Source organism: Streptomyces sp. 7-21 (assembly GCF_016741785.1).
Lineage (GTDB): Bacteria > Actinomycetota > Actinomycetes > Streptomycetales > Streptomycetaceae > Streptomyces.
In genome coordinates this window covers 1-18,828 of record NZ_JAERRL010000015.1, presented here as the reverse complement: position 1 = coordinate 18,828, position 18,828 = coordinate 1, and the positions used below count along the sequence as shown (strand labels likewise).

Annotated in this window: 22 protein-coding genes; 14 read left to right on the top strand and 8 right to left on the bottom strand. The window is 72.7% G+C overall.

The annotated features are described in order from the left end of the window. Positions 1-65: 65 nt before the first annotated feature. Positions 66-818, bottom strand: a complete 753-nt coding sequence (locus tag JK356_RS18075) for a response regulator transcription factor (RefSeq protein ID WP_201869511.1) — start codon at positions 816-818, stop codon at positions 66-68. A gap of 263 nt (positions 819-1,081) precedes the next feature. On the opposite strand from JK356_RS18075, the gene JK356_RS18070 reads away from it, so the two are divergent. The 6 genes from JK356_RS18070 to JK356_RS18050 all read left to right on the top strand — a co-directional run bounded on the left by JK356_RS18070 (position 1,082) and on the right by JK356_RS18050 (position 4,529). Then, positions 1,082-1,348: a MoaD/ThiS family protein gene (locus JK356_RS18070; RefSeq protein WP_201869740.1), complete on the top strand. Its 267-nt coding sequence runs from the start codon at positions 1,082-1,084 to the stop codon at positions 1,346-1,348. 32 nt (positions 1,349-1,380) lie between these two features. Continuing rightward, entirely contained in the window at positions 1,381-2,178 is a 798-nt protein-coding gene (locus JK356_RS18065; protein ID WP_201869509.1) for a hypothetical protein, read from the top strand. 108 nt (positions 2,179-2,286) lie between these two features. Next, positions 2,287-3,021 (top strand): DUF2993 domain-containing protein, encoded by a 735-nt coding sequence (locus JK356_RS18060; protein ID WP_201869507.1) that lies wholly within the window; start codon positions 2,287-2,289, stop codon positions 3,019-3,021. 107 nt (positions 3,022-3,128) lie between these two features. After that, entirely contained in the window at positions 3,129-3,251 is a 123-nt protein-coding gene (locus tag JK356_RS22250; RefSeq protein WP_269137156.1) for a hypothetical protein, read from the top strand. A 104-nt stretch (positions 3,252-3,355) separates the two neighbouring features. After that, on the top strand, positions 3,356-4,195 hold the full coding sequence (locus JK356_RS18055; protein ID WP_201869505.1) for a sulfurtransferase: 840 nt from the start codon (positions 3,356-3,358) through the stop codon (positions 4,193-4,195). 46 nt (positions 4,196-4,241) lie between these two features. After that, positions 4,242-4,529 (top strand): DUF1416 domain-containing protein, encoded by a 288-nt coding sequence (locus tag JK356_RS18050; protein ID WP_201869503.1) that lies wholly within the window; start codon positions 4,242-4,244, stop codon positions 4,527-4,529. A gap of 177 nt (positions 4,530-4,706) precedes the next feature. On the opposite strand, the gene JK356_RS18045 is transcribed toward JK356_RS18050, so the two are convergent. Beyond that, on the bottom strand, positions 4,707-5,069 hold the full coding sequence (locus JK356_RS18045) for a DsrE family protein (protein ID WP_201869501.1): 363 nt from the start codon (positions 5,067-5,069) through the stop codon (positions 4,707-4,709). A 399-nt stretch (positions 5,070-5,468) separates the two neighbouring features. On the opposite strand from JK356_RS18045, the gene JK356_RS18040 reads away from it, so the two are divergent. Then, entirely contained in the window at positions 5,469-6,038 is a 570-nt protein-coding gene (locus JK356_RS18040; protein WP_201869499.1) for an FABP family protein, read from the top strand. A 57-nt stretch (positions 6,039-6,095) separates the two neighbouring features. Here JK356_RS18040 and JK356_RS18035 read toward each other — a convergent pair whose 3' ends face one another. Continuing rightward, a complete protein-coding gene (locus tag JK356_RS18035; protein WP_201869494.1) occupies positions 6,096-6,860 on the bottom strand; it encodes an SDR family oxidoreductase in 765 nt (254 codons plus the stop codon). A gap of 133 nt (positions 6,861-6,993) precedes the next feature. On the opposite strand from JK356_RS18035, the gene JK356_RS18030 reads away from it, so the two are divergent. Further along, the gene (locus tag JK356_RS18030) at positions 6,994-7,467 is read left to right on the top strand and encodes a Fur family transcriptional regulator (RefSeq protein WP_201869492.1); all 474 of its coding nucleotides are present in this window, start codon (positions 6,994-6,996) and stop codon (positions 7,465-7,467) included. Continuing rightward, a complete protein-coding gene (locus tag JK356_RS18025; RefSeq protein ID WP_201869490.1) occupies positions 7,464-8,447 on the top strand; it encodes a folate-binding protein YgfZ in 984 nt (327 codons plus the stop codon). Before JK356_RS18030 ends, JK356_RS18025 begins: the two co-directional genes overlap by 4 nt. 60 nt (positions 8,448-8,507) lie before the next feature. On the opposite strand, the gene JK356_RS18020 is transcribed toward JK356_RS18025, so the two are convergent. Both JK356_RS18020 and dtd read right to left on the bottom strand, forming a co-directional pair. Further along, positions 8,508-9,389, bottom strand: a complete 882-nt coding sequence (locus tag JK356_RS18020) for a TIGR03620 family F420-dependent LLM class oxidoreductase (RefSeq protein WP_201869488.1) — start codon at positions 9,387-9,389, stop codon at positions 8,508-8,510. A gap of 80 nt (positions 9,390-9,469) precedes the next feature. Then, positions 9,470-9,895, bottom strand: coding sequence for a D-aminoacyl-tRNA deacylase (dtd, locus tag JK356_RS18015; RefSeq protein WP_201869481.1), 426 nt, complete (start codon positions 9,893-9,895; stop codon positions 9,470-9,472). A 145-nt stretch (positions 9,896-10,040) separates the two neighbouring features. On the opposite strand from dtd, the gene JK356_RS18010 reads away from it, so the two are divergent. Further along, complete coding sequence (locus JK356_RS18010) at positions 10,041-10,616, top strand: aerial mycelium formation protein (RefSeq protein ID WP_201869480.1); 576 nt, start codon at positions 10,041-10,043, stop codon at positions 10,614-10,616. Between the two features lie 15 nt (positions 10,617-10,631). Next, positions 10,632-11,885, top strand: coding sequence for a GNAT family N-acetyltransferase (locus JK356_RS18005; protein ID WP_201869478.1), 1,254 nt, complete (start codon positions 10,632-10,634; stop codon positions 11,883-11,885). A gap of 223 nt (positions 11,886-12,108) precedes the next feature. On the opposite strand, the gene JK356_RS18000 is transcribed toward JK356_RS18005, so the two are convergent. Further along, entirely contained in the window at positions 12,109-12,294 is a 186-nt protein-coding gene (locus JK356_RS18000; RefSeq protein WP_201869476.1) for a hypothetical protein, read from the bottom strand. Positions 12,295-12,538: 244 nt separating this feature from the next. Here JK356_RS18000 and JK356_RS17995 point away from each other — a divergent pair, with 244 nt between their 5' ends. From JK356_RS17995 to JK356_RS17985, 3 genes are all read left to right on the top strand, one after another. Further along, positions 12,539-13,393: a winged helix-turn-helix domain-containing protein gene (locus JK356_RS17995; protein WP_307815702.1), complete on the top strand. Its 855-nt coding sequence runs from the start codon at positions 12,539-12,541 to the stop codon at positions 13,391-13,393. Further along, positions 13,394-14,086, top strand: a complete 693-nt coding sequence (locus JK356_RS17990; protein WP_201869472.1) for an HAD family hydrolase — start codon at positions 13,394-13,396, stop codon at positions 14,084-14,086. 203 nt (positions 14,087-14,289) lie between these two features. After that, the gene (locus tag JK356_RS17985) at positions 14,290-15,441 is read left to right on the top strand and encodes an aminoglycoside phosphotransferase family protein (RefSeq protein ID WP_201869470.1); all 1,152 of its coding nucleotides are present in this window, start codon (positions 14,290-14,292) and stop codon (positions 15,439-15,441) included. 59 nt (positions 15,442-15,500) lie between these two features. On the opposite strand, the gene JK356_RS17980 is transcribed toward JK356_RS17985, so the two are convergent. Both JK356_RS17980 and JK356_RS17975 read right to left on the bottom strand, forming a co-directional pair. Then, positions 15,501-17,720 carry an MMPL family transporter gene (locus JK356_RS17980; protein ID WP_201869468.1) on the bottom strand — a complete coding sequence of 740 codons (2,220 nt, stop codon included), beginning with the start codon at positions 17,718-17,720 and terminating at the stop codon, positions 15,501-15,503. Positions 17,721-17,769: 49 nt separating this feature from the next. Then, a complete protein-coding gene (locus JK356_RS17975; RefSeq protein ID WP_201869461.1) occupies positions 17,770-18,528 on the bottom strand; it encodes a cytochrome d ubiquinol oxidase subunit II in 759 nt (252 codons plus the stop codon). Between the last annotated feature and the right edge of the window lie 300 nt (positions 18,529-18,828).

Below are 18,828 nucleotides of genomic sequence, written 5' to 3'. Positions count from 1 at the left end.
CTACGCGCGCAGTCACGCTCCCGGGTACCGTGCGTACGCGGCCCGTTCCGTCCCGGGGGCGCTCGTCAGCGCCGGCGCGCCGCCTCCTTGACGACCTGCTCGGCCTCGCGCGTCACGGCCCGGGCGTTCTCCTCCTCCGGGCGCTCCTTCTCGGGGACCACGAAGCGGTAACCGACGTTGCGCACGGTGCCGATGAGCGACTCGTGCTCCGGGCCCAGCTTGGCGCGCAGCCGCCGGACGTGGACGTCCACAGTGCGGGTGCCGCCGAAGTAGTCGTAGCCCCACACCTCCTGGAGCAGCTGGGCCCGCGTGAACACCCGGCCCGGGTGCTGGGCGAGGTACTTCAGCAGCTCGAACTCCTTGAACGTCAGGTCCAGCACGCGCCCCTTGAGCTTCGCGCTGTAGGTGGCCTCGTCCACGGAGAGGTCGCCGTTGCGGATCTCCATGGGGCTGTCGTCCGCGGTGAGCTGCTGGCGGCCGGTGGCCAGGCGCAGCCGCGCCTCGACCTCGGCCGGGCCCGCGGTGTCGAGCACGACGTCGTCCACGCCCCAGTCCGCCGTGACGGCGGCGAGGCCGCCCTCGGTGACGATCAGGATCAGCGGGCAGCCCGGGCCCGTGGAGCGGAGCAGCTGGCACAGCGACCGCACCTGCGGCAGGTCCTTGCGGCCGTCGATCAGGATGACGTCGGCGCTCGGGGCATCCACCAGGGCGGGGCCCTCGGCGGGCGCGACGCGGACGTTGTGGAGGAGGAGTTCGAGGGCGGGGAGCACCTGTGAGGACGGCTGGAGAGCGTTGGTCAGGAGAAGCAGCGAGCTCATAACGGGGGGCGGTCCTTCCTGATGTCCTGGCGCGGCGGACGGGGTGAGCGGCTCTGCCCTGAAAAGCGCGAAAGGACCCGGGGCTGGCATCAATGCCTGGTACCGACCGGATCCTTAGCTTCGTTCTCAGCAGCATAGCCGAACCGGGCCGCCTGGCGCAGGGGTGCGACGGGCACGGGAGCGGCAGAGTAGGGTCCCGGTGTCCGGCGATGACCGGCGGACAGCCGGAAGAAAGCGCGAGAGAGACGGGCATGGCGAGCGGCATGGCGAGCGGGACGATCAGGTACTGGGCGGCGGCCAAGGCAGCCGCCGGGACGGCCGAGGAGGCCTTCACGGCGGACACGCTCGCCGAGGCGCTGCGGGCCGCCAGGGACCGCCACGCCCACCGCCCGGACTTCGCCCGCGTACTGGGGCGTTGCTCCTTTCTCGTGAACGGCGAGCAGGTCGGCTCGCGGCCGCACGAAGAGGTGGTGCTCGCCGACGGCGCGACGGTCGAGGTGCTGCCGCCGTTCGCCGGCGGTTCCAGGTGAGCGGTGGGTGAGCCCGGATGAAGGCGGAGAATGTGACGGACACCACAGTTGATGGCAGGGGCGAGGGGCGGGCGCGGCACCGGGCGCGTTCGCCGCTGATCCACCCCGGGCCGCTGCCCGCGCTGCTGACGGCGGCGCTGGCCGGCGCCGTGGCGGGCACGGCGGCGCTCGGGCAGGGCGCGCTGCTGCCCGCCGTGGTTGTGCTCCAGGCCGTGACGGCCGCGGGCTGGTTCCGCCTCAACGGCATGTGGCCGGCGCGGCAGGGCATCGCGCTGGCCTTCGCGGGCGGGCTGGCCGCGGATGCCGCGCTGCTGCTGGCGCCGGAGGACCGGGTGCCGCACGCCATGATGGGCGCGCTCGGCGGATGGTTTCTGCTGGTGCTGCTGCTCCAGCTGCGCCACCGGGGCTCGGCCGAGGAACGGCTGGACTCGCTGACGGCGACGGCCGCGGCCACGCTGCTGACCGTGGTGGCCGCCGCGCACCTGGCGGCGGCGGGCGTGGACGGGGCGACCGTGGTGACGGCCGCGCTGGGCGTGGCGGCCGCGGCCCTGGCGCGGTCCGTGCCGGGCCCGGCGGCGCTGGGCGTCGTGCTGGGCCTGCTGGCGGGCGCCGGTGCGGGCGCGGCGGCGGGCGCGGCCGGCTGGGGGGCCGGCGGCGCGGCCGGCTGGGCGGTGGCGGCCGGCGCGGCGGGCGGCTGCTGCGCGCTGGCCGGGCTGCGGACCGCCAGCTACGACTTCCCCTCGCGCTTCGTGCACTTCACGGCGGGTGTGGCGCTGCCGCTGACGGCGGCGGCTCCGGCCGTGTACCCGCTGGCGCACGCCGCGGCGTGAACCGCCGTGTAACGGGGGTGCTGCAAGCGTGTCCCCGCACCCGGGTGTGACGCGCCAGCCGGGTTAGGCTCGCGGTACTCCGAACGACCACATGGGGGAACCAGGCCGATGCGCGTCCTGAAGAGCAAGGCTTTCCGAATAACCGCCGTCCTGCTCGTGGTGGTGATCGGACTGCTGGTCATCGCCGACCGGGTGGCGGTGAAGGTGGCGGAGAGCGAGGTGGCGAGCCAGGCGCGGGAGGAGTTCGGGCTCGAGCAGGACCCCGAGGTGTCCATCCGCGGCTTCCCCTTCCTGACGCAGGTGCTCGGCAGGCATCTGGACGAGGTGCGGCTCGGGCTCGAGGGCTACCAGGCCGAGGTGGACGGGCAGACGGTCACCGTCGAGGACCTGGAGCTGGAGATCACCGACACCACGATCGGCTCCGGCTACGACAGCGCGGTCGCCGCGCGCGCCGAGGGGGACGGCGTGATCTCGTACCAGGAGCTGAGCCGGGCCTACGGCGAGCTGCTGGAGGTCGGCGGCAGCAACCTCAGCGTCACGTTCAGCTACGGCGGTGACGGCAGGCTGCTGCTGGCGCTGGAGGCCACGGTGATGGGCCACAGCGTGGACGTGGGCGATGCCGAGGGCGAGGTCGTGCTCGAGGGCGACCGGGTGCGGCTCCAGGTCCCGGACGACCAGCTCCCCGATGTCGAGAGCGAGCGGATCCGCGAGCGGCTGCGGGAGGAGCTGAACGTCGAGCGGACGATCCAGAACCTGCCGGACGGGCTGTCGCTGACGTCGGTCGAGCCGACCGAGGCGGGCCTGCTCCTGCACGTGGCCGGCTCGGACCTCAGCATCGCCTGACGCCGCGGGCCGGGCCCCCGGCATCCCTCGTCCACATACCGAATCGGTGTATCTCACGATGTGGAACACCGATGACACAACCCGTACCGCATCCGTACGATCGCGGCATGAGGCGACAGGCTGCGGGCACCCCCGCCGGGGGGCTGACCAAGCGACGGGCAGTGGACTACTGCCGCGTCGCCGCCATGCTGTGTACCCGCCGCCGTTCCGCCGGCGGCGGCATGGGCTGACGTCTCCGCCCTCTTCGTGCCGCCCGCCATTCCACGCGACCGCACCGCGCGCCGGGCGCTCCCCGGCGTTGCCTCCCCTTGCCACTCGCCGAAGGAGATACAGCATGAGCCGCAGTGACGTCCTGGTGGACGCCGACTGGGTACAGGAGCACCTCGACGACCCGAAGGTCGTCATCGTCGAGGTCGACGAGGACACCTCCGCCTACGACAAGAACCACATCAAGAACGCCATCCGCATCGACTGGAAGCGCGAGCTGCAGGACCCGGTCCGCCGCGACTTCATCGACCAGGAGGGCTTCGAGAAGCTGCTGTCGGCCAAGGGCATCGCCAACGACGACACCGTCGTCCTCTACGGCGGCAACAACAACTGGTTCGCCGCCTACGCCTACTGGTACTTCAAGCTCTACGGCCACGAGGACGTCCGCCTGCTGGACGGCGGGCGCAAGAAGTGGGAGCTGGACTCCCGCGACCTGGTCACCGAGGTGCCGACCCGGCCCGCGACCCAGTACAAGGCCAAGCCGCAGGACACCTCCATCCGCGCCTTCCGCGACGAGGTCGTGGCGGCCATCGGCCAGAAGAACCTGGTGGACGTCCGCTCTCCCGACGAGTTCAGCGGCAAGCTGCTGGCCCCGGCCCACCTGCCGCAGGAGCAGTCGCAGGTCGCCGGCCACGTGCCGACCGCGCGGAACATCCCGTGGTCGAAGGCGGCCAACGACGACGGCACCTTCCGTTCGGACGAGGAGCTGAAGGAGCTGTACGAGTCGGAGGGCGTGGACCTGTCCAAGGACACCATCGCCTACTGCCGCATCGGTGAGCGCTCCGCGCACACCTGGTTCGTGCTGCACGAGCTGCTCGGCCAGCAGAACGTGAAGAACTACGACGGCTCCTGGACCGAGTACGGCTCGCTGGTCGGCGTGCCCGTCGAGACCGGCTCCGGCAAGTAGCCCGGCGAGCAAGCAGCGGATACGCGAGGAAGGAACGGACCGCGCCATGTGCGGAGCCAAGCCCGGCGGCCCCGACGCCGCCTCCGCCAAGCCCGGGCAGACGACGATCCAGGGATCGGTCACCCGCGACGGTGAACCGGTGACCGGATACGTCCGCCTGCTGGACAGCAACGGCGAGTTCACGGCGGAGGTGCCGACGTCCGCCACCGGCCAGTTCCGGTTCTACGCCGCGGAGGGCACCTGGACCGTGCGCGCCCTGGTACCGGGCGCCACCGCCGACCGGAAGGTCGTCGCGACGCGCGGCGGTCTGACCGAGGTGTCCATCGCCGTGTGACGCGGCCGCGACGCGTGGGACGGCCGCGCCCTGCGTTCTGCCGGACGCAGGGCGCGGCCGTCGTCGGTGCGCTGTGCGGTGAGGAATTCATCCGCGGTGGTACTCCGTGGCCCGTGTCCCCGTTACCCCGTCATGTCGGGCCTTGCAGTGAACACGTGGGTGGTTTCGCGTGGCTTCTCAGTAGACGAGCGCCCGCACGCCGTCCGCCATGATCTCGCTGACGAAGACCTGCGCCCCGGCGATGCGCACCCCGTCGATAACGTCCTCCTTCTCGATGCCCCGTCGCGCGGCGCACTGGGTGCACAGCGTGATCTGCCCACCGGCCATGACGCCGTCGATCAGCTCGGGCAACGGCGCGGCGTGCGGCAGCTGGAACTCCGCCGCCCGGCCGGGCAGGGCGAACCAGGCCGACTCCCCGGTCAGCCACAGGGAGACCTCGACGCCACTGGCGACCGCGACGGCCGCTACCGTGAACGCCTGAGAACACCGCTCGGGGGCGTCCGCCCCCGCCGTTACCTTGATCACCAGCTTGTCGGCCATGACGCCACGGTATCGGGAGCTAGGGTGCTACCGGACGGTGCCGCAGTTGCCGCAGACCCAGTCGCCCCTGGGTCCCTGGTACATCATCGCGCCACAGTTCGGACAATTCATGATCACATCCTCTCCACGCCGTTAGACGCACGAGGCGGCGAACGCGTTCATTCCCTGTGATCACGGAACGGTCAAAACCATCCTTTCCGCCCCACCCGGGGACGGCACCCCCGCGGACAGCCCCGCCCGGCCGCGGCGACTACACTCGGCTGCCTACGACTATCGCCCCGCCACACGGAGACACCACGTGCTTGAGGCCTTCTTCATCACCATGATGGTCCTCGTCGGCGCCGGCACCGCCGGCTTCGCCGCCCTGGTGGTGGCAAAGCTGTACCAGGGTCAGCGCTGATGATCGAGATTCCCGCCGACCTGCACCCCTCGCTGACCCCTCTGGCCTTCCTGCTCGGCACCTGGCAGGGCGCGGGCGTCGCCGAGTACCCGGGCCAGGAGGCGTGCAACGCCGGCCAGGAGATCAGCTTCACGCACGACGGCCGAGACTTCCTGGAGTACTCCGCGCGCTCCTGGCGCCTCGACAAGGACGGCACGCGCGGCGAGCCGCTGGAGTCCGAGCGCGGCTTCTGGCGCATGAGCGATCCTCAGGCGCGCCAGGTCGAGGCCGTGCTCGTGCGCGACCACGGCGTGGCCGAGATCTGGTACGGCGAGATCGCGGAGGGCAAGCCGCAGATCGACCTCGTCACCGACGCGGTCGCCCGCACGCCGTCCGCGCCGGAGTACACGGGCGGCAAGCGGCTGTACGGCTACGTCAAGGGCGACCTGATGTGGGTGGGCGAGAAGGCCACGCCCAACGTGCCGCTGCGGCCGTACATGTCCGCGCACCTGAAGAAGGTCGTGGACCCCCGGGAGTGGATCAAGGACATCAAGGACCTGCCCGACGACGGGATCGCCTTCTTCCGCTGAGGAGCCGCCCGCCCGGCGGCCACCGGGGCGCCCGGGCCCGCCGGGCGCCCGCCGCCGTCACAGCGACCGCAGCGCGCCGCCGTCCACGGCGATGACGGAACCGGTGATGTAGCCGGCGGCCGGGGAGAGCAGGAACGCGGCGGTGCGGCCGAACTCGGCCGGCTCGCCGTAGCGGCCCAGCGGGATCGCCGCCCTGGCCTGCTCGCGGGCCAGCGGGTCGGTGACCTCGTCCAGCTCCTTCATGCGGTCGGTCGCGATGCGGCCCGGCATCAGGCCGAAGACGCGGATGCCGCGCGAGCCGAACTCGTCGGCCATGTCCTTGGCGACCATCGCCAGGCCGGGGCGCAGCCCGTTGGAGATGCCCAGGCCGGCGATCGGGGAGCGGACCGAGGTGGACAGCACCAGGCCGATCGCGCCCTCGCCGGTCATGCGGTCGATTATCGTCCGCACGGCCCGGATGGCGCCGAGGAAGACGGTCTCGAACGCGTCGCGCCACTGGTCGTCCGTGGCGTCGGCGGCGCGCACCGGAGGCGGCCCGCCGACCGAGATCAGCGCGCCGTCGAGCCTGCCGTGCCGGCTCAGCGTCGCGTCGGCGAGACGGCCCGCGGCCTCGGGGTCGGCCAGGTCGGCGGCGATGCCGATGGCGCGGCCGGCCGCGCCCTGCTCCTCCAGGCGGGTCACCGCCTCGGCCATGTTCTTCTCGTCGCGGGAGGCCAGCACGACCCGCGCGCCATCAGCCACCAGTGCGGCGGCCGTGGCGAAGCCGAGTCCCTTGCTGCCACCCGTGACGACGTACACGCGTTCAGCCAGTCCCAGATCCATTCCCCCATTGTGCCCGCGGTGCTTACGGCGGTTTGACAGCCCGGCCGCCAAGATGGGAGTGCCTCCTTCGCACGGGCCCCGCCGTTCCCCTCGGGCGGGGCCCGTGCCTCGCGCGGGCTTCTACACTGGCAGGGTGGTGAGCACCGACTGGCAGACCGACCTGCGCAACCGCGGGTACCGGCTGACCCCGCAGCGGCAGCTGGTGCTCGAGGCCGTGGACAAGCTGGAGCACGCGACGCCGGAGGACATCCTGGCCGAGGTGCGGCGCACGGCGGGCGGGGTCAACATCTCGACGGTCTACCGGACGCTCGACCTGCTGGAGGAGCTCGGCCTTGTCTCCCACGCTCACCTGGGGCACGGGGCTCCCGCTTACCACCTCGCCGAGCGTCACCATCACCTTCACCTGATGTGCCGGGACTGCGAGAAGGTGCAGGAAGCGGACGTGTCGGTGGCCGAGGGGTTCACGCGCGAGCTGCGCGCGGCGTTCGGCTTCGACACGGACCTGAAGCACTTCGCTCTCTACGGCCGCTGCCAGGAGTGCTCGGCCAAGGCCGCCGAGCGCGGCGGCGGGCCGGGCGGTCCCGGCGAGAGGAGCGCGTCGGCATGACGGATACGGCGGCGTACGCGAGCCCGCTGCTCGCCCTCCCGGGCGCGGTGCCGGCCGAGGAGCCGGACGCGGGGGTGGCCGCACACTACGGCGACCTGTTCCGCGAGCAGCGCGCGCTGGCCCGCGGCGAGGGCTTCGTGGACCTGTCGCACCGGGACGTGGTGACGGTCTCGGGGCCGGACCGGCTGCCGTGGCTGCATCTGCTGCTGACGCAGCACGTCTCCGAGCTGCCGCCGGGGCAGGCGACGGAGGCGCTGATCCTGTCGGCCAAGGGGCACATCGAGCACGCGCTGTACCTGGTGGACGACGGCACCACGACGTGGCTGCACACCGAGCCGGGGCAGGCGGGTCCGCTGGTGGCCTACCTGGAGTCGATGCGGTTCATGTACCGGGTCGAGATCGCCGACCGCGGCGGCGACTACGCGGTGGTGCACCTGCCCGCCGGGTCCATCGCCGAGCCGGGTGAGGGCGCCGTCGTGCGCGAGACGCCGTACGGGCGGGACGTGTTCCTGCCGCGGGCGTCGCTGCGGGCGTTCGCGGAGGCCAACGGCCCGGCGATCGGCGTGCTGGCGCTGGAAGCGCTGCGCGTCGAGGCGCACCGGCCGCGGCTGGGCCGGGAGACGGACCACCGCACCATCCCGCACGAACTGGACTGGCTGAAGACCGCCGTTCACCTGCACAAGGGCTGCTACCGGGGCCAGGAGACGGTCGCCCGGGTCCAGAATCTGGGCAGGCCGCCGCGGCGGCTGGTCTTCCTGCACCTGGACGGCAGCGAGGTGACGCTGCCGGAGCACGGCGCGCCGGTGCGGCTGGCGGCGGACGGGCCCGAGGGCAGGCAGCTGGGTGTGGTGACGACGTCGGCGCGCCACTACGAGCTGGGGCCGATCGCGCTGGCCGTGGTGAAGCGGAACACCCCGACGGACGCGACGCTGCTCGCGGGCACGACGACGGCGGCGCAGGAGGTCATCGTCCCGGCCTGACCGGCGCGCGCCCCGCGCGCCGGTGACGGCCCCCGGCCCCGCCCCGTCCCGTCAGGCGGGTCAGCCGCGTAGTTCGGCGGCCAGTTCGGCGGCCAGGGCGCGGTAGGCGTCGAGGGGGACGGCCAGGGCGCGGTCCTCCCCCGTCACCACCTGGACGGCGACGTGGTCCGCGCCCGCGGCCAGGAAGCCGCGTACGCGCTCGGCGACGGCCGCGGGTTCGCCGATGGCCACGGTCGCGTCGATGAGCCGGTCGCTGCCGCCGTCGGCGAAGTCGGCCTGGGTGAAGCCGAGCCGCCGCAGGTTGTTGGTGTAGTTGGGCAGGGCCAGGTACGTCGCCAGGTAGCCGCGGGCGATGGTGCGCCCCCGCTCGGGGTCGGGGTCGAGCACGGCCTTCAGCTCCGGTGCCAGCAGCGCGTCCGGTCCGAGTGCGGCGCGGGCGCGGGCGACGTAGTCGGCGGTGACGAAGTACGGGTGCGCCCCGGCCGCGCGGTCGCGGGCGAGCCGCAGCATGCGGGGGCCGAGGGCGGCGAGCACACGCTGCCCGGCGGGGACCGGCTCGGGCGCCTCGTCGAGGGCGGTCAGGTACTCCGTCATCGCCGTGTAGGGCGGCCGGGGGCGCGCGCCGTGGCTGACGCCGAGGCCCAGCAGGAACCGGCCACCGTGGGCGGCGTTGGCGCGGGCGGTCTCCCGCGCGACGTCGCCGGGCTGGTGGTCCCAGATGCTCAGGATGCCGGTGGCGACGGTCAGCCGGGTGGTGGCCGCCAGCAGCGGCAGCGCGTGCGCGATGCCCGGGCTGCCGCCCAGCCAGACGGTGCCGTAGCCGAGTTCCTCGATGGTCCGGGCGGCGTCGGCGGTCTCGGAGCGGCGACCGGCGTCGTCCGCCCGCAGGGCGGGGCTCCAGATGCCGACACGGCCCAGGTCCGTCGCGGGTGTCTTCCTCATGTCTAGCGACAATCGGCAGTCCGCCAGCGGTTATTCCGCAGACACGGCGGGCGCCCGCCGGAGCGACCCGGACGGCGGTCCTATACCTCGACCAGCACGGTGAAGGGGCCGTGATTGGTCAGACTCACCCTCATGAGGGCTCCGAACCGGCCCTCTTCGACGCGGGCGCCGAGCGACCGCAGCTCGGCGCAGACGGCGTCGACGAGCGGCTCGGCGACCTCGCCGGGCGCGGCCGCCTGCCAGCTGGGCCGACGGCCCTTGCGGGTGGAGCCGTAGAGCGTGAACTGGGAGATCACCAGCAGCGGTGCCCCGGTGTCCGAGCAGGACTTCTCGCCCTCGAGGATCCGCAGCGTCCACAGCTTGCGGGCGAGCTTCGCCGCCGTCGCCGCGTCATCCTCATGGGTGACACCGACCAGGGCACACAGGCCCTCACCCTCGATCTTGCCGACGGTCTCGCCGTCCACCTCGACGGCGGCTCCGTCGACTCGCTGCACTACCGCTCTCATGCCCCTCATCCTGCCTGAAGCGGCCGGATGGGTGCCCTCGTTGGCGTAGCGGTGACACGATGCCTGGCACTGGGTACGTACCAGGCCACATCCCGAAGAAGACGCTGAAGGCTCACCGAAACAGGGGACGAAGGACAAAAAACGCATGATCACATCGGCTTCCGGTGCCGTCCCTCCGCCCGACGCGCGGCTGCTGAGCCTGGCCGAGCTGCGGACGCTGCGCCGTACCGCTCACCGCGAAGAGGCGGACCTGAGCTATGTGCGGCGGCTGGTGCAGGGGCGCATCGACATCCTCCTGGCCGAGCAGCGGCGCCGGCGGTCCGAGGCGGGCGGCTCCGGCCCGCTGGCGGACCGGCTCGCCCGGATCCTCGCCGACGGGCCGCCGCCGCAGCGCTCCTCGGCCCGGCACGTGACGCTGACGCCGCCGGTGAGCGAGGAGTACCGGCGGCTCGCGGAGCAGATACTCGCCGAGGTGCAGCTGTCGGACCTCAGCGCGCTGGACGACCTGCAGCTGCGCCGGGCGCTGGCCCGGCTGGCGCGTCACGAGTCCCGCATCTCGCGGCGGCGGCAGGAGCTGCACCGCACGGCGGACGAGTGCGGCGCGGAGATCGCCCGGCGGTACCGGGAGGGCCAGGTGCGCGTGGACGACCTGCTCGGCCACGCGGCCCAGGGCGGCCCGGCGGAGGGCACGGAAAATGCGGTGACCCCGGAAAAGCCCTGACCTAGGGTCGGGGCCATGGCCTTGGACATACGCAACGTCGCGGATGACCCCGACGCCGCTAAGGCGTGGATGTACGCGGCGGGTTACGGCTTCCTCCGGCCCCACCGGCCGTCCCCGGAGAGCGTCCGTACCCGCCTGAAGGAGCAGGATCTGAGCAGGGCGCTCGGCGTCTTCGACGGCCCCAGGTGCGTGGCCACGTACCGCAGCTTCCCGCAGGAGCTGACGGTGCCGGGCGGCGCACCGCTGACCGCGAACGCGGTCTCGGCGGTGACGGTGACGGCCCCCTACCGGCGCCAGGGACTGGTGCGCCGGTTCATCGAGCGGGATCTGGCGGAGGCCAAGGAGCGCGGCGACGCCGTGGCGACGCTGGTGGCCTCCGAGTACCGGATCTACGGCCGGTTCGGCTTCGGCCCGGCCACCTCGTACTCCACTTGGCGGGTGACCGCCTCGCGCTCCGGCGTCACCGCCCGCACCGCCGCCGAGGCGGCGGGCGACGGCAGCGTGACGCTGACGGACGCCGCGGAGATCCGCGAGATCGGCCCCGGACTGCACGACGCCTACCGGCGCGCGCAGCCGGGCGCGATCAGCCGTGATGAGCTGTGGTGGCGGCTGTACACCGGCGAGGTCTCCTTCGGCGGCCCCTACCTGGAGCCGTACTTCGCGGTGTACCGGGACGCCTCCGGTCAGCCGCAGGGCATGGCCTCGTTCACCGTCGAGGAGAAGTCCGAGGTCGGCACACAGCCCACCGACGTTGCCAAGGTGTCCGGCTTCCTGGCGACGACGCCGCAGGCGGAGCGCGCGCTGTGGCACCTGCTGATCTCGCTGGACTGGATGGAGACGGTGGACTCCGGCAGCTGCCCGCCGGACGCGCTGCTGCCGGACCTGCTGCCCGACCCGCGGGCGGCGCGGCTGACGACGCGCGGCGACTTCCTGTGGCTGCGCCCGCTGGACCTGCCGCGGATGCTGGCCGCCCGGACCTACGCCGTGCCGGGGCGGCTGGTGCTGGACGTGACCGATCCCCTGGGGCTCGCGGGCGGCAGGGTACTGCTGGAGGCTGACGAGACGGGCGAGGCGCGGTGCGTGCCCACCGGCCAGGAGCCGGACCTGGCGCTGACGACGGGCGCGCTGAGCCGCCTGTACCTCGGGGAGGAGCCGGCGTCACGGCTGGCGGCGCTCGGGCTCGTCAGCGAGGAGCGGGCCGGAGCGCTGGCCCGTGCCGATCTCATGCTGCGCACCGCGCGGCGGCCGTTCTGCCTAGACATCTTCTAGCGGCTGTTTCCGGCCGGCTGCTGCTGGCCGCACGCGGACGGGCAGGCGCCGAGCCCTGGCGCCTGCCCGTCCTGTCTTGTTCCGATGTCCTCTGGCTGGTGCGTGCCCGTCCCGATCCTGTGTCCGGTCTTCGTTCCCGTCGCGGTGCCGCGCGCTCCCCGCGGCCGCCGGTTCCGGCCCGCTCTCCCGCCGGGCCGCTGTCATCCCCCGTCGCGCGCCCCCGTCACAGCGCGCTGACGGCCAGCGTCACCAGTACGGTGACGCCCACGGCGGTGCACGTGACGTTCCGCTTGCGGAAGCCCGTCCGCATGATCAGAAGCCCGATCAGCCCTGGCAGTCCGTACTGGAGCTCTACTGCCCGTTCCAGCACGATGCCCACCGCAGCGACAACGATCGTGGAAACGAGCATGATGGCCCCTCCTCTCCTCATACGAATCCCTTTGATCCCTGTGACCTCGTTGACCGCCGCGAACTCCCGGATCACCCAGAACTCCGGGGGCCCTGACCCCCAGGAGCATCCAACTTCGCCGAGATGACTGCGAGTTGGTCAAGTTGTACGCCAACTATATGCCTGTGATGCCCGGTTGGCCACGCTGAGCAAACACTGATTGGATAACCCTCCGGAACTGACCGAAAGTTGTATGGTGTCCCGCGTGAGTCACGAGGATGCGCCGTCCGCGGACCGCATCGCGGGGGAGCTGCGCGACCGCATACGCTCCGGAGCGCTGCCGCGGCACAGCAAGCTGCCGACCCAGCGGGTCCTGGTCGAGGAGTTCAAGGTCAACCGCGCCACCGTGCGCCAGGCGCTGGCCATCCTGGAGCGCGAGGGGTACCTCAGCGCCCGGGGCCGGGGCGCGCCCGCCGTGGTGACGCTGCCCGGGCAGGACGGGCCGCGCCCGGCGGGCGTGGAGGTCGCCGACCGCATCGCCGTGGCGTTCCAGGCGGAGGACGTCTCCATCGACGCGTTCTCGCTGACGACGGAGACGCTCAGTTCGGCGCTGGCCGCGCCGCTGATCGCGATCTCGGCGGGCGAGCTGACGCCCCGTTCGATCACCGTGCGGATTCTGCTGCCCGACCCCGAGGGCCCGCTGGCGTACCCCCGGCTGGTCTCGGACGCCAGCGACGCCCGCCCCCGGGCCCGCCTGGCGCAGCTGACCCGGACGTTCGCCACCTCACTGCGGCACCAGCTGACCTCGCTCGCCGAGATGCGGCTCGTGCCGAAGGTGAACGTCGAGATCCGGGGCGTGCCGCTGACACCCGTGCAGAAGCTGTACATTCTCAACGGCACCGAGGTGCTGACGGCCTACTACCAGGTGCTGCCGCGGACCGTGGAGTACGAGCAGGAGCAGCTGGAGATCTACGACGTGCTCGGCCTGAACTCGAAGGTCTTCCGCGCCTCCGCCGACCCCGAAGGGCGCGACGAGCAGGACGCCGCGTTCGTGGCGGAGTCGCAGGAGTGGTTCGAGTCCCTCTGGTCAACGCTCGCGCAACCGCTCACACTCGGTTAGATGAGGGGAATCGTCAGTAACGCGCGCTGTGTTCTCTTCGACTTCGACGGCCCTGTCTGTCATCTCTTCGCCGCTCGCCCCGCGGAGTCGGTGGCCCGCAGGCTGCGCGACCACATCGAGGCCATCGGCGCCTCACAGCTGCTGACCGACGAGTTACGGGCCACGCCCGACCCGCAGGTCGTCCTCCTGGGCGTCGCCGCCCAGCGCCCGGGAGCGGCGGTGGTGCGCCGGGTCGAGGCCGCGCTGACCAGCGAAGAGATAGCCGCGGCCGGCACCGCGCGCCCGACCCCGCACGCCGCCGCGCTGATCGCCGCGCTCACCGCGCGCGGCCGCCAGGTGGCGGTGGCCACCAACAACTCTCCGCTCGCGGTCGAGCACTACCTCACGCGCCACTCGCTGGCCGGCTACTTCGGCGGCCGCATCCACGGGCGCACCCACGACACCTCGCTGCTGAAGCCGCACCCCGACACGCTGCTGCGCGCCCTGGCGTCGACCCGCACGCCCCCGGAACACGCCGTGATGATCGGCGACTCACCCACCGACTGCCTCGCCGCCCGCGCGGCTGATGTCGCGTTCCTCGGCTATGCGCCGACGCCGGCGGCCGCCGCACGGCTGAAAGACGCGGGCGCACCGCTCGTGGTGAGGTCGCTGGACGAGATACTCACTGCCCTGATCACCGCAACGCGCGGGTGAAATGAGTCAAGTGAGCCATCGGCAGGGGGACGTACCGGGCGTACCGTGCTGCTACCCGGTAAACCCGCGCACCCCCGCACACCGGCTCGACAATGACTCCGACAGCGACACCGACACCTGCACGACCGAAGTTCTAGCCCCAGTTCCAGCCCTTTTCGCGGACCCCACGTGTCCGCCCTACCGCTGCCCTGGAGCACACCGACATGAGCCAGCAGTTGACCCGGACCACCACCCTGCGCGGGCACCACCGCGTCTGGCAGATCCTGCGTCCGCAGGGAGAACTCGCCGCCCTCGGGCGGCTGAAGGCCGCCAGGCCGCGGCTGGGAGTCCACCGATTCGACCCCCGCTGTTTCCGCAACGAGGAAGACCTCCTCATCGAACTCGCCCTCCTGGGCTTCGACCGCGTCCCGCCGGTCTACCGGCTCTCCTCCAGCGAGCACGGCGACCCCGCCGACATACGTGTCCACGGCTACATCGAGGGCACCGTGCTGTCCGCCCTCCGCCCGAAGGGCACATCCCTGGCCCGCGTCCACCTGCGGCAGCTGGCCAGCCTGTTCGGCCAGATGGCCGCCGTCCCTCCCTCCGCGCTCACGCTCGTGCACAGCTGCCCGCCCGGAAAGCGGCCGCGGACCAGCGCGGAGTTCCTGCACAGCCTGCTCCGCTTCACCAGGACACGCGTGTGGCACACCCACCGCCCCCAGTTCGGATCCCTGTTCGCCTCGCTGGGCATCGATCCCGGCGTCCTGGCGCCCGACGGGCCGCTGGGGCGCGCGGCCGGCCGGCTGACGGACCGGCCGTTCTGCCTGCTCCACGGCGACCTGCACCGCGACAACCTCATCGTGGGTGAGGACGACGGCTCGCTGTGGACCATCGACTGGGAGCTGGCGCTGCTCGGCGACCCGGTCTACGACCTGGCGACGCACCTGCACCTGATGGGGTACCCCCGTGCCCAGGAGCACGCGATGGTGGTCCGCTGGGCGGGTGCCATGGAGACGGCCCGGCCGGGCGCGGCGGACGGTCTGGTCAAGGACCTGCCGCGGTACCTGGCGTACAAGAGGGTGCAGTCCGTGTTCACGGACGTCATCCGGCAGGGGATGGCCGTGCGGGAGGCCCCCGCCGAGCTGCTGCCGGAGCAGCTGGAGCGGGCGGGCCACACGGTGGCGGCCGTCCTGCGGAACGCCGCCGGCCCGCTGGGGCTTCGCCGTCCCCCCGGGCACCGCGTCGTGGAGGGAATCTACGCGGGTTACGCGGCCGCGGCACGGCAGGCCGGCACCGCGCCGGCCGCCGGGCCCGCGAGCCAGCCCGCGGCCGAAGCGCCGCAGACGCCGTCGCTGGCCACCGGATTCCTGGACTGAAACGCCGCCGGGCGGAGCGGGACCACGGGCCCTCCCGCATCCCGCCCCGCCCGGGGCCGTCAGGACCGGACGGCCGGCTCGGCCGCGCGCTCCTCGCGCTCCAGCTGCACCCTGGGCAGCCACCGGTTCAGCCACGACGGCAGCCACCAGGCGGCACGCCCCATCAGCTGCATGGCCGCAGGCACGATCAGGCAGCGGATGATCACAGCGTCCACGAAGATGGCCACCGCCATGCCGAAGCCCATCTGCTGGAGCATCCGCTCCGTGGACAGCATGAACGCCGCGAAGACGACGATCATGATGGCTCCGGCCGCTGTGATGACCGACCCGGTGTGCCCCAGGCCCTCGCGCACCGCCCGCGAGTGGTCCCCGCTGTGCGTCCACTCCTCGTGGATGCGGGAGACCAGGAAGATCTCGTAGTCCATCGACAGCCCGAAGACGATCGCAAAGATCATCACCGGCAGGAACGCCTCGATCGGCCCCGGCTCCGCGCCCAGGTTGCCCTCCTGGAACACCAGCACCATCGCCCCGAGCGCGGCGCCGATGCTCAGCAGGTTCAGCACCGCCGCCTTCAGCGGGATCAGCACCGAGCGGAACACCGTCATCAGCAGCAGCATCGACACCCCGACGACGATGACGACGAACAGCGGCATCCGCTCCGCCACGGTCGCGGAGAAGTCCTGCGCCGCCGCCGTCGGCCCGCCGAGCAGGTACTCGGCGCCCGTGTCGGACGCCACCGCCGGCAGCACGTCATCCCGCAGCGTGGACACCAGGTCGGCGGTGTCCTCCGCCTGCGGCGAGGACTCGGGGAACGCCAGCACGGTCGCGAGCTGCCCGTCCTCGGACGCCGGGATCGGGTCCGTCGCCGAGGCCACGCCGGGGGTCTCGTTGAGCACGCGGGAGACCGCGCCCGCCGCCTGCTCCGCCCCGCCGTCGGCACCGCTGGCGTCGGTCACCACGACGAGCGGGCCGTTGAAGCCCGGACCGAAGCCCTCCGAGAGCAGGTCGTACGCCTGCCTGCTGGTGGAGTCCGGAGCGTCGTTGCCCGCGTCGGCGAAGCCCAGCCGCAGGCCGAGCGCCGGGAAGGCCAGCGCCAGCAGCGCCGCGACCGCCGCGACCAGCGACACCACCGGGTGACGCTGCACCGCCCCGCCCATCCGGCGCCACGCCTCGCCGCTGGCGGGCTTGCCCCTGGCCTTCCGCTTGGCGGCCTTGGCCGTGAACTGCCGGGCGAAACGCTCGCCGAACAGCCCCAGCAGCGCCGGCAGCAGCGTCAGCGAGGCCACCATCGTCACCAGCACCGTCAGCGCGACGGACAGCGCCATGCCCTGGAGCGCCCCGATGCCCAGCGCCACCAGCCCGAGCAGCGCGACGATCACGGTGCAGCCGGAGAAGAAGACCGTGCGGCCCGCCGCGTCCAGCGCCGCCCGGGCGGCCTGCTCGGAGCCGTGGCCGCTGACCAGCTCGCCCCGGTAGCGGGCGAAGATCAGCAGCGCGTAGTCGATGCCGACGCCGAGGCCGACGAGCATCATCACGTACGGCGTGTAGTCGGCGATCGTGAACAGGTGCGAGAAGAGGGCGATCGCGCCGATGGAGCTGCCGACCGCGAAGACCGCGGTGATGACGGGCAGCCCGGCGGCGATGACCGTGCCGAACATGAACACGAGGATGACGAGCGCCGCCATGATGCCGATGCCCTCGGCCGCGCCGCCCTCGTCCTCCGTGAGCGCCCGGGCCGCCTCGCCGCCGAGTTCGACGCGCAGCCCGTCGCCCTCGATCGTGGTGACGGTCTCGTAGATCCGCTCGACGTCGGTCCGGGACATCGCCTCGGACTTCACGTCGAGCACGAGGGTGCCGTAGCCGATGGTGCCGTCGCGGGAGATCGCCGCCTGGTCCTCGTACGGGCTGACCGCCTGCACGACGTGCGGCAGCTCGGCGGCGTCCGCGAGCATGCCGCTGACGCGGCTTTCGACCTCGGGCCTTCTCAGGCCGGACTCATCGTGCAGGACGACGTCGAGGGTGTCGCCCGCCCGGTCCGAGCCGTGCTCGGTGAGCAGGTCCGTGGCCCGCTGCGACTCGGTGCCCGGCAGCGAGAAGTCGTTGCGGTAGTCGTTGCTGATGGCCGAGGACGCGACCTGCACGCCGACGAGAACGGCGACCCACAGCAGCAGGGCCAGCCACTTGCGGCGGTAGGCGAAGCCCGCCAGACGCTCGAACACCCCGGGGCGCCCGGGTGGCGGCGCCGGCGGCGGCGCGGCGTTCTGGTGCGTGGTGGTCATCGGTGTGCCTCCTCGGTCATGGGTTGGCCATGGGTTGGTCATCGGTCAGTCAGCGGTAGTCGTTGAGTGGTCCGCTGCGGTCGCCGTCCGGCCACCGGGCTCCCCCGGTCCCCCGCAGCGCGCGCCGCCACAGCCACCACGAGACCGCGGGAACGAGCGGAATGAGCACGCCCAGCACAGGCGCCGCGGCGGCGTGCTCGGCCAGCGGCAGCCGCGCGCCCGACAGCGGCGGCAGCGCCGCCAGCACGGCGGCGCTCAGCGGCAGCGAACGGCGCCCGGCCTGCCGCCCCGCGAACTGCCGGGCCCGCTGGAACGGCTCGCCGGTCAGCCGCAGCGCCGCGTACGCCGTGCCGTGCGTGACGAACAGCAGCAGCACCGCGACGGCGGTCAGCGCGGCGGCGGCCCCCGTGCCCGGCCGGAGCGGGTCGCGGCTAAGGAACGAGGCCAGCAGCCACGCCCAGCCCGTGGCCGCCGCCCAGCTCCCGGCCAGCACGGCGTCCACGGCACGCGCGCGGTACCCGGCGTAGCGGGCGAGCGTCCCGGCGGTGAGCAGCGCAAGCGGCGGCCACAGCCCGGCCACCAGGCCGGCGGCGAGGGAGGGAAAGCCGCACGACAGGAAGGCGGCGGCGGCCAGCAGCCACACGTCGTGGGCGCGCTGGCGCGCGGCGGTGCGGCCGAGAACGCGGCGCCGCTCGGCCGGGGTTCGGCCCAGGAAGCGCAGCAGCATGCCAAGGCCGAGCCCCGCACCGGCCAGGGCGGGATACCCGGCGGTGGTGAGGCCCAGCAGGCAGGCGGCAACCGTTTCCATGCCGCCTACGGTCGCGTCAGGACGCAGCGGAGGGCGTCCGACGTGGGCGGACACCGCGGATACCACCCGAGTTGCGGTACCCGGGTACCCAGGTACACCACTGGTTGCGGTCAGCGGAGGCGGATCCCAGGGTTGTCCCGGAGTCCCGGCTCAGGGTCGTGGCCAGCGCCGGGCCGGACAGCAGGCCGGAAGAGTGCCGCGTGCTTCCCCCGCACTTCCCTACCCATCCGGTCGGCAGCGTGGCCCTGGGCGCACGACAAACACCTTGCGTGAAGGCTGCGCTGGCTGATTAGCATGAAT

Bases quoted from the DNA above. Each gene is read 5' to 3' on its own strand.
- JK356_RS17990 (WP_201869472.1), top strand. From the start codon at position 13,394: ATGAGGGGAATCGTCAGTAACGCGCGCTGTGTTCTCTTCGACTTCGAC.
- JK356_RS18060 (WP_201869507.1), top strand. From the start codon at position 2,287: ATGCGCGTCCTGAAGAGCAAGGCTTTCCGAATAACCGCCGTCCTGCTC.
- JK356_RS18010 (WP_201869480.1), top strand. From the start codon at position 10,041: ATGATCACATCGGCTTCCGGTGCCGTCCCTCCGCCCGACGCGCGGCTG.
- JK356_RS18035 (WP_201869494.1), bottom strand. From the start codon at position 6,860: ATGGATCTGGGACTGGCTGAACGCGTGTACGTCGTCACGGGTGGCAGC.
- JK356_RS17980 (WP_201869468.1), bottom strand. From the start codon at position 17,720: ATGACCACCACGCACCAGAACGCCGCGCCGCCGCCGGCGCCGCCACCC.
- JK356_RS18040 (WP_201869499.1), top strand. From the start codon at position 5,469: ATGATCGAGATTCCCGCCGACCTGCACCCCTCGCTGACCCCTCTGGCC.
- JK356_RS18005 (WP_201869478.1), top strand. From the start codon at position 10,632: ATGGCCTTGGACATACGCAACGTCGCGGATGACCCCGACGCCGCTAAG.
- JK356_RS17985 (WP_201869470.1), top strand. From the start codon at position 14,290: ATGAGCCAGCAGTTGACCCGGACCACCACCCTGCGCGGGCACCACCGC.
- JK356_RS17975 (WP_201869461.1), bottom strand. From the start codon at position 18,528: ATGGAAACGGTTGCCGCCTGCCTGCTGGGCCTCACCACCGCCGGGTAT.
- JK356_RS18020 (WP_201869488.1), bottom strand. From the start codon at position 9,389: ATGAGGAAGACACCCGCGACGGACCTGGGCCGTGTCGGCATCTGGAGC.
- JK356_RS18045 (WP_201869501.1), bottom strand. From the start codon at position 5,069: ATGGCCGACAAGCTGGTGATCAAGGTAACGGCGGGGGCGGACGCCCCC.
- JK356_RS18075 (WP_201869511.1), bottom strand. From the start codon at position 818: ATGAGCTCGCTGCTTCTCCTGACCAACGCTCTCCAGCCGTCCTCACAG.
- JK356_RS18070 (WP_201869740.1), top strand. From the start codon at position 1,082: ATGGCGAGCGGGACGATCAGGTACTGGGCGGCGGCCAAGGCAGCCGCC.
- JK356_RS18000 (WP_201869476.1), bottom strand. From the start codon at position 12,294: ATGCTCGTTTCCACGATCGTTGTCGCTGCGGTGGGCATCGTGCTGGAA.
- dtd (WP_201869481.1), bottom strand. From the start codon at position 9,895: ATGAGAGCGGTAGTGCAGCGAGTCGACGGAGCCGCCGTCGAGGTGGAC.
- JK356_RS18050 (WP_201869503.1), top strand. From the start codon at position 4,242: ATGTGCGGAGCCAAGCCCGGCGGCCCCGACGCCGCCTCCGCCAAGCCC.
- JK356_RS18025 (WP_201869490.1), top strand. From the start codon at position 7,464: ATGACGGATACGGCGGCGTACGCGAGCCCGCTGCTCGCCCTCCCGGGC.
- JK356_RS22250 (WP_269137156.1), top strand. From the start codon at position 3,129: ATGAGGCGACAGGCTGCGGGCACCCCCGCCGGGGGGCTGACCAAGCGA.
- JK356_RS18055 (WP_201869505.1), top strand. From the start codon at position 3,356: ATGAGCCGCAGTGACGTCCTGGTGGACGCCGACTGGGTACAGGAGCAC.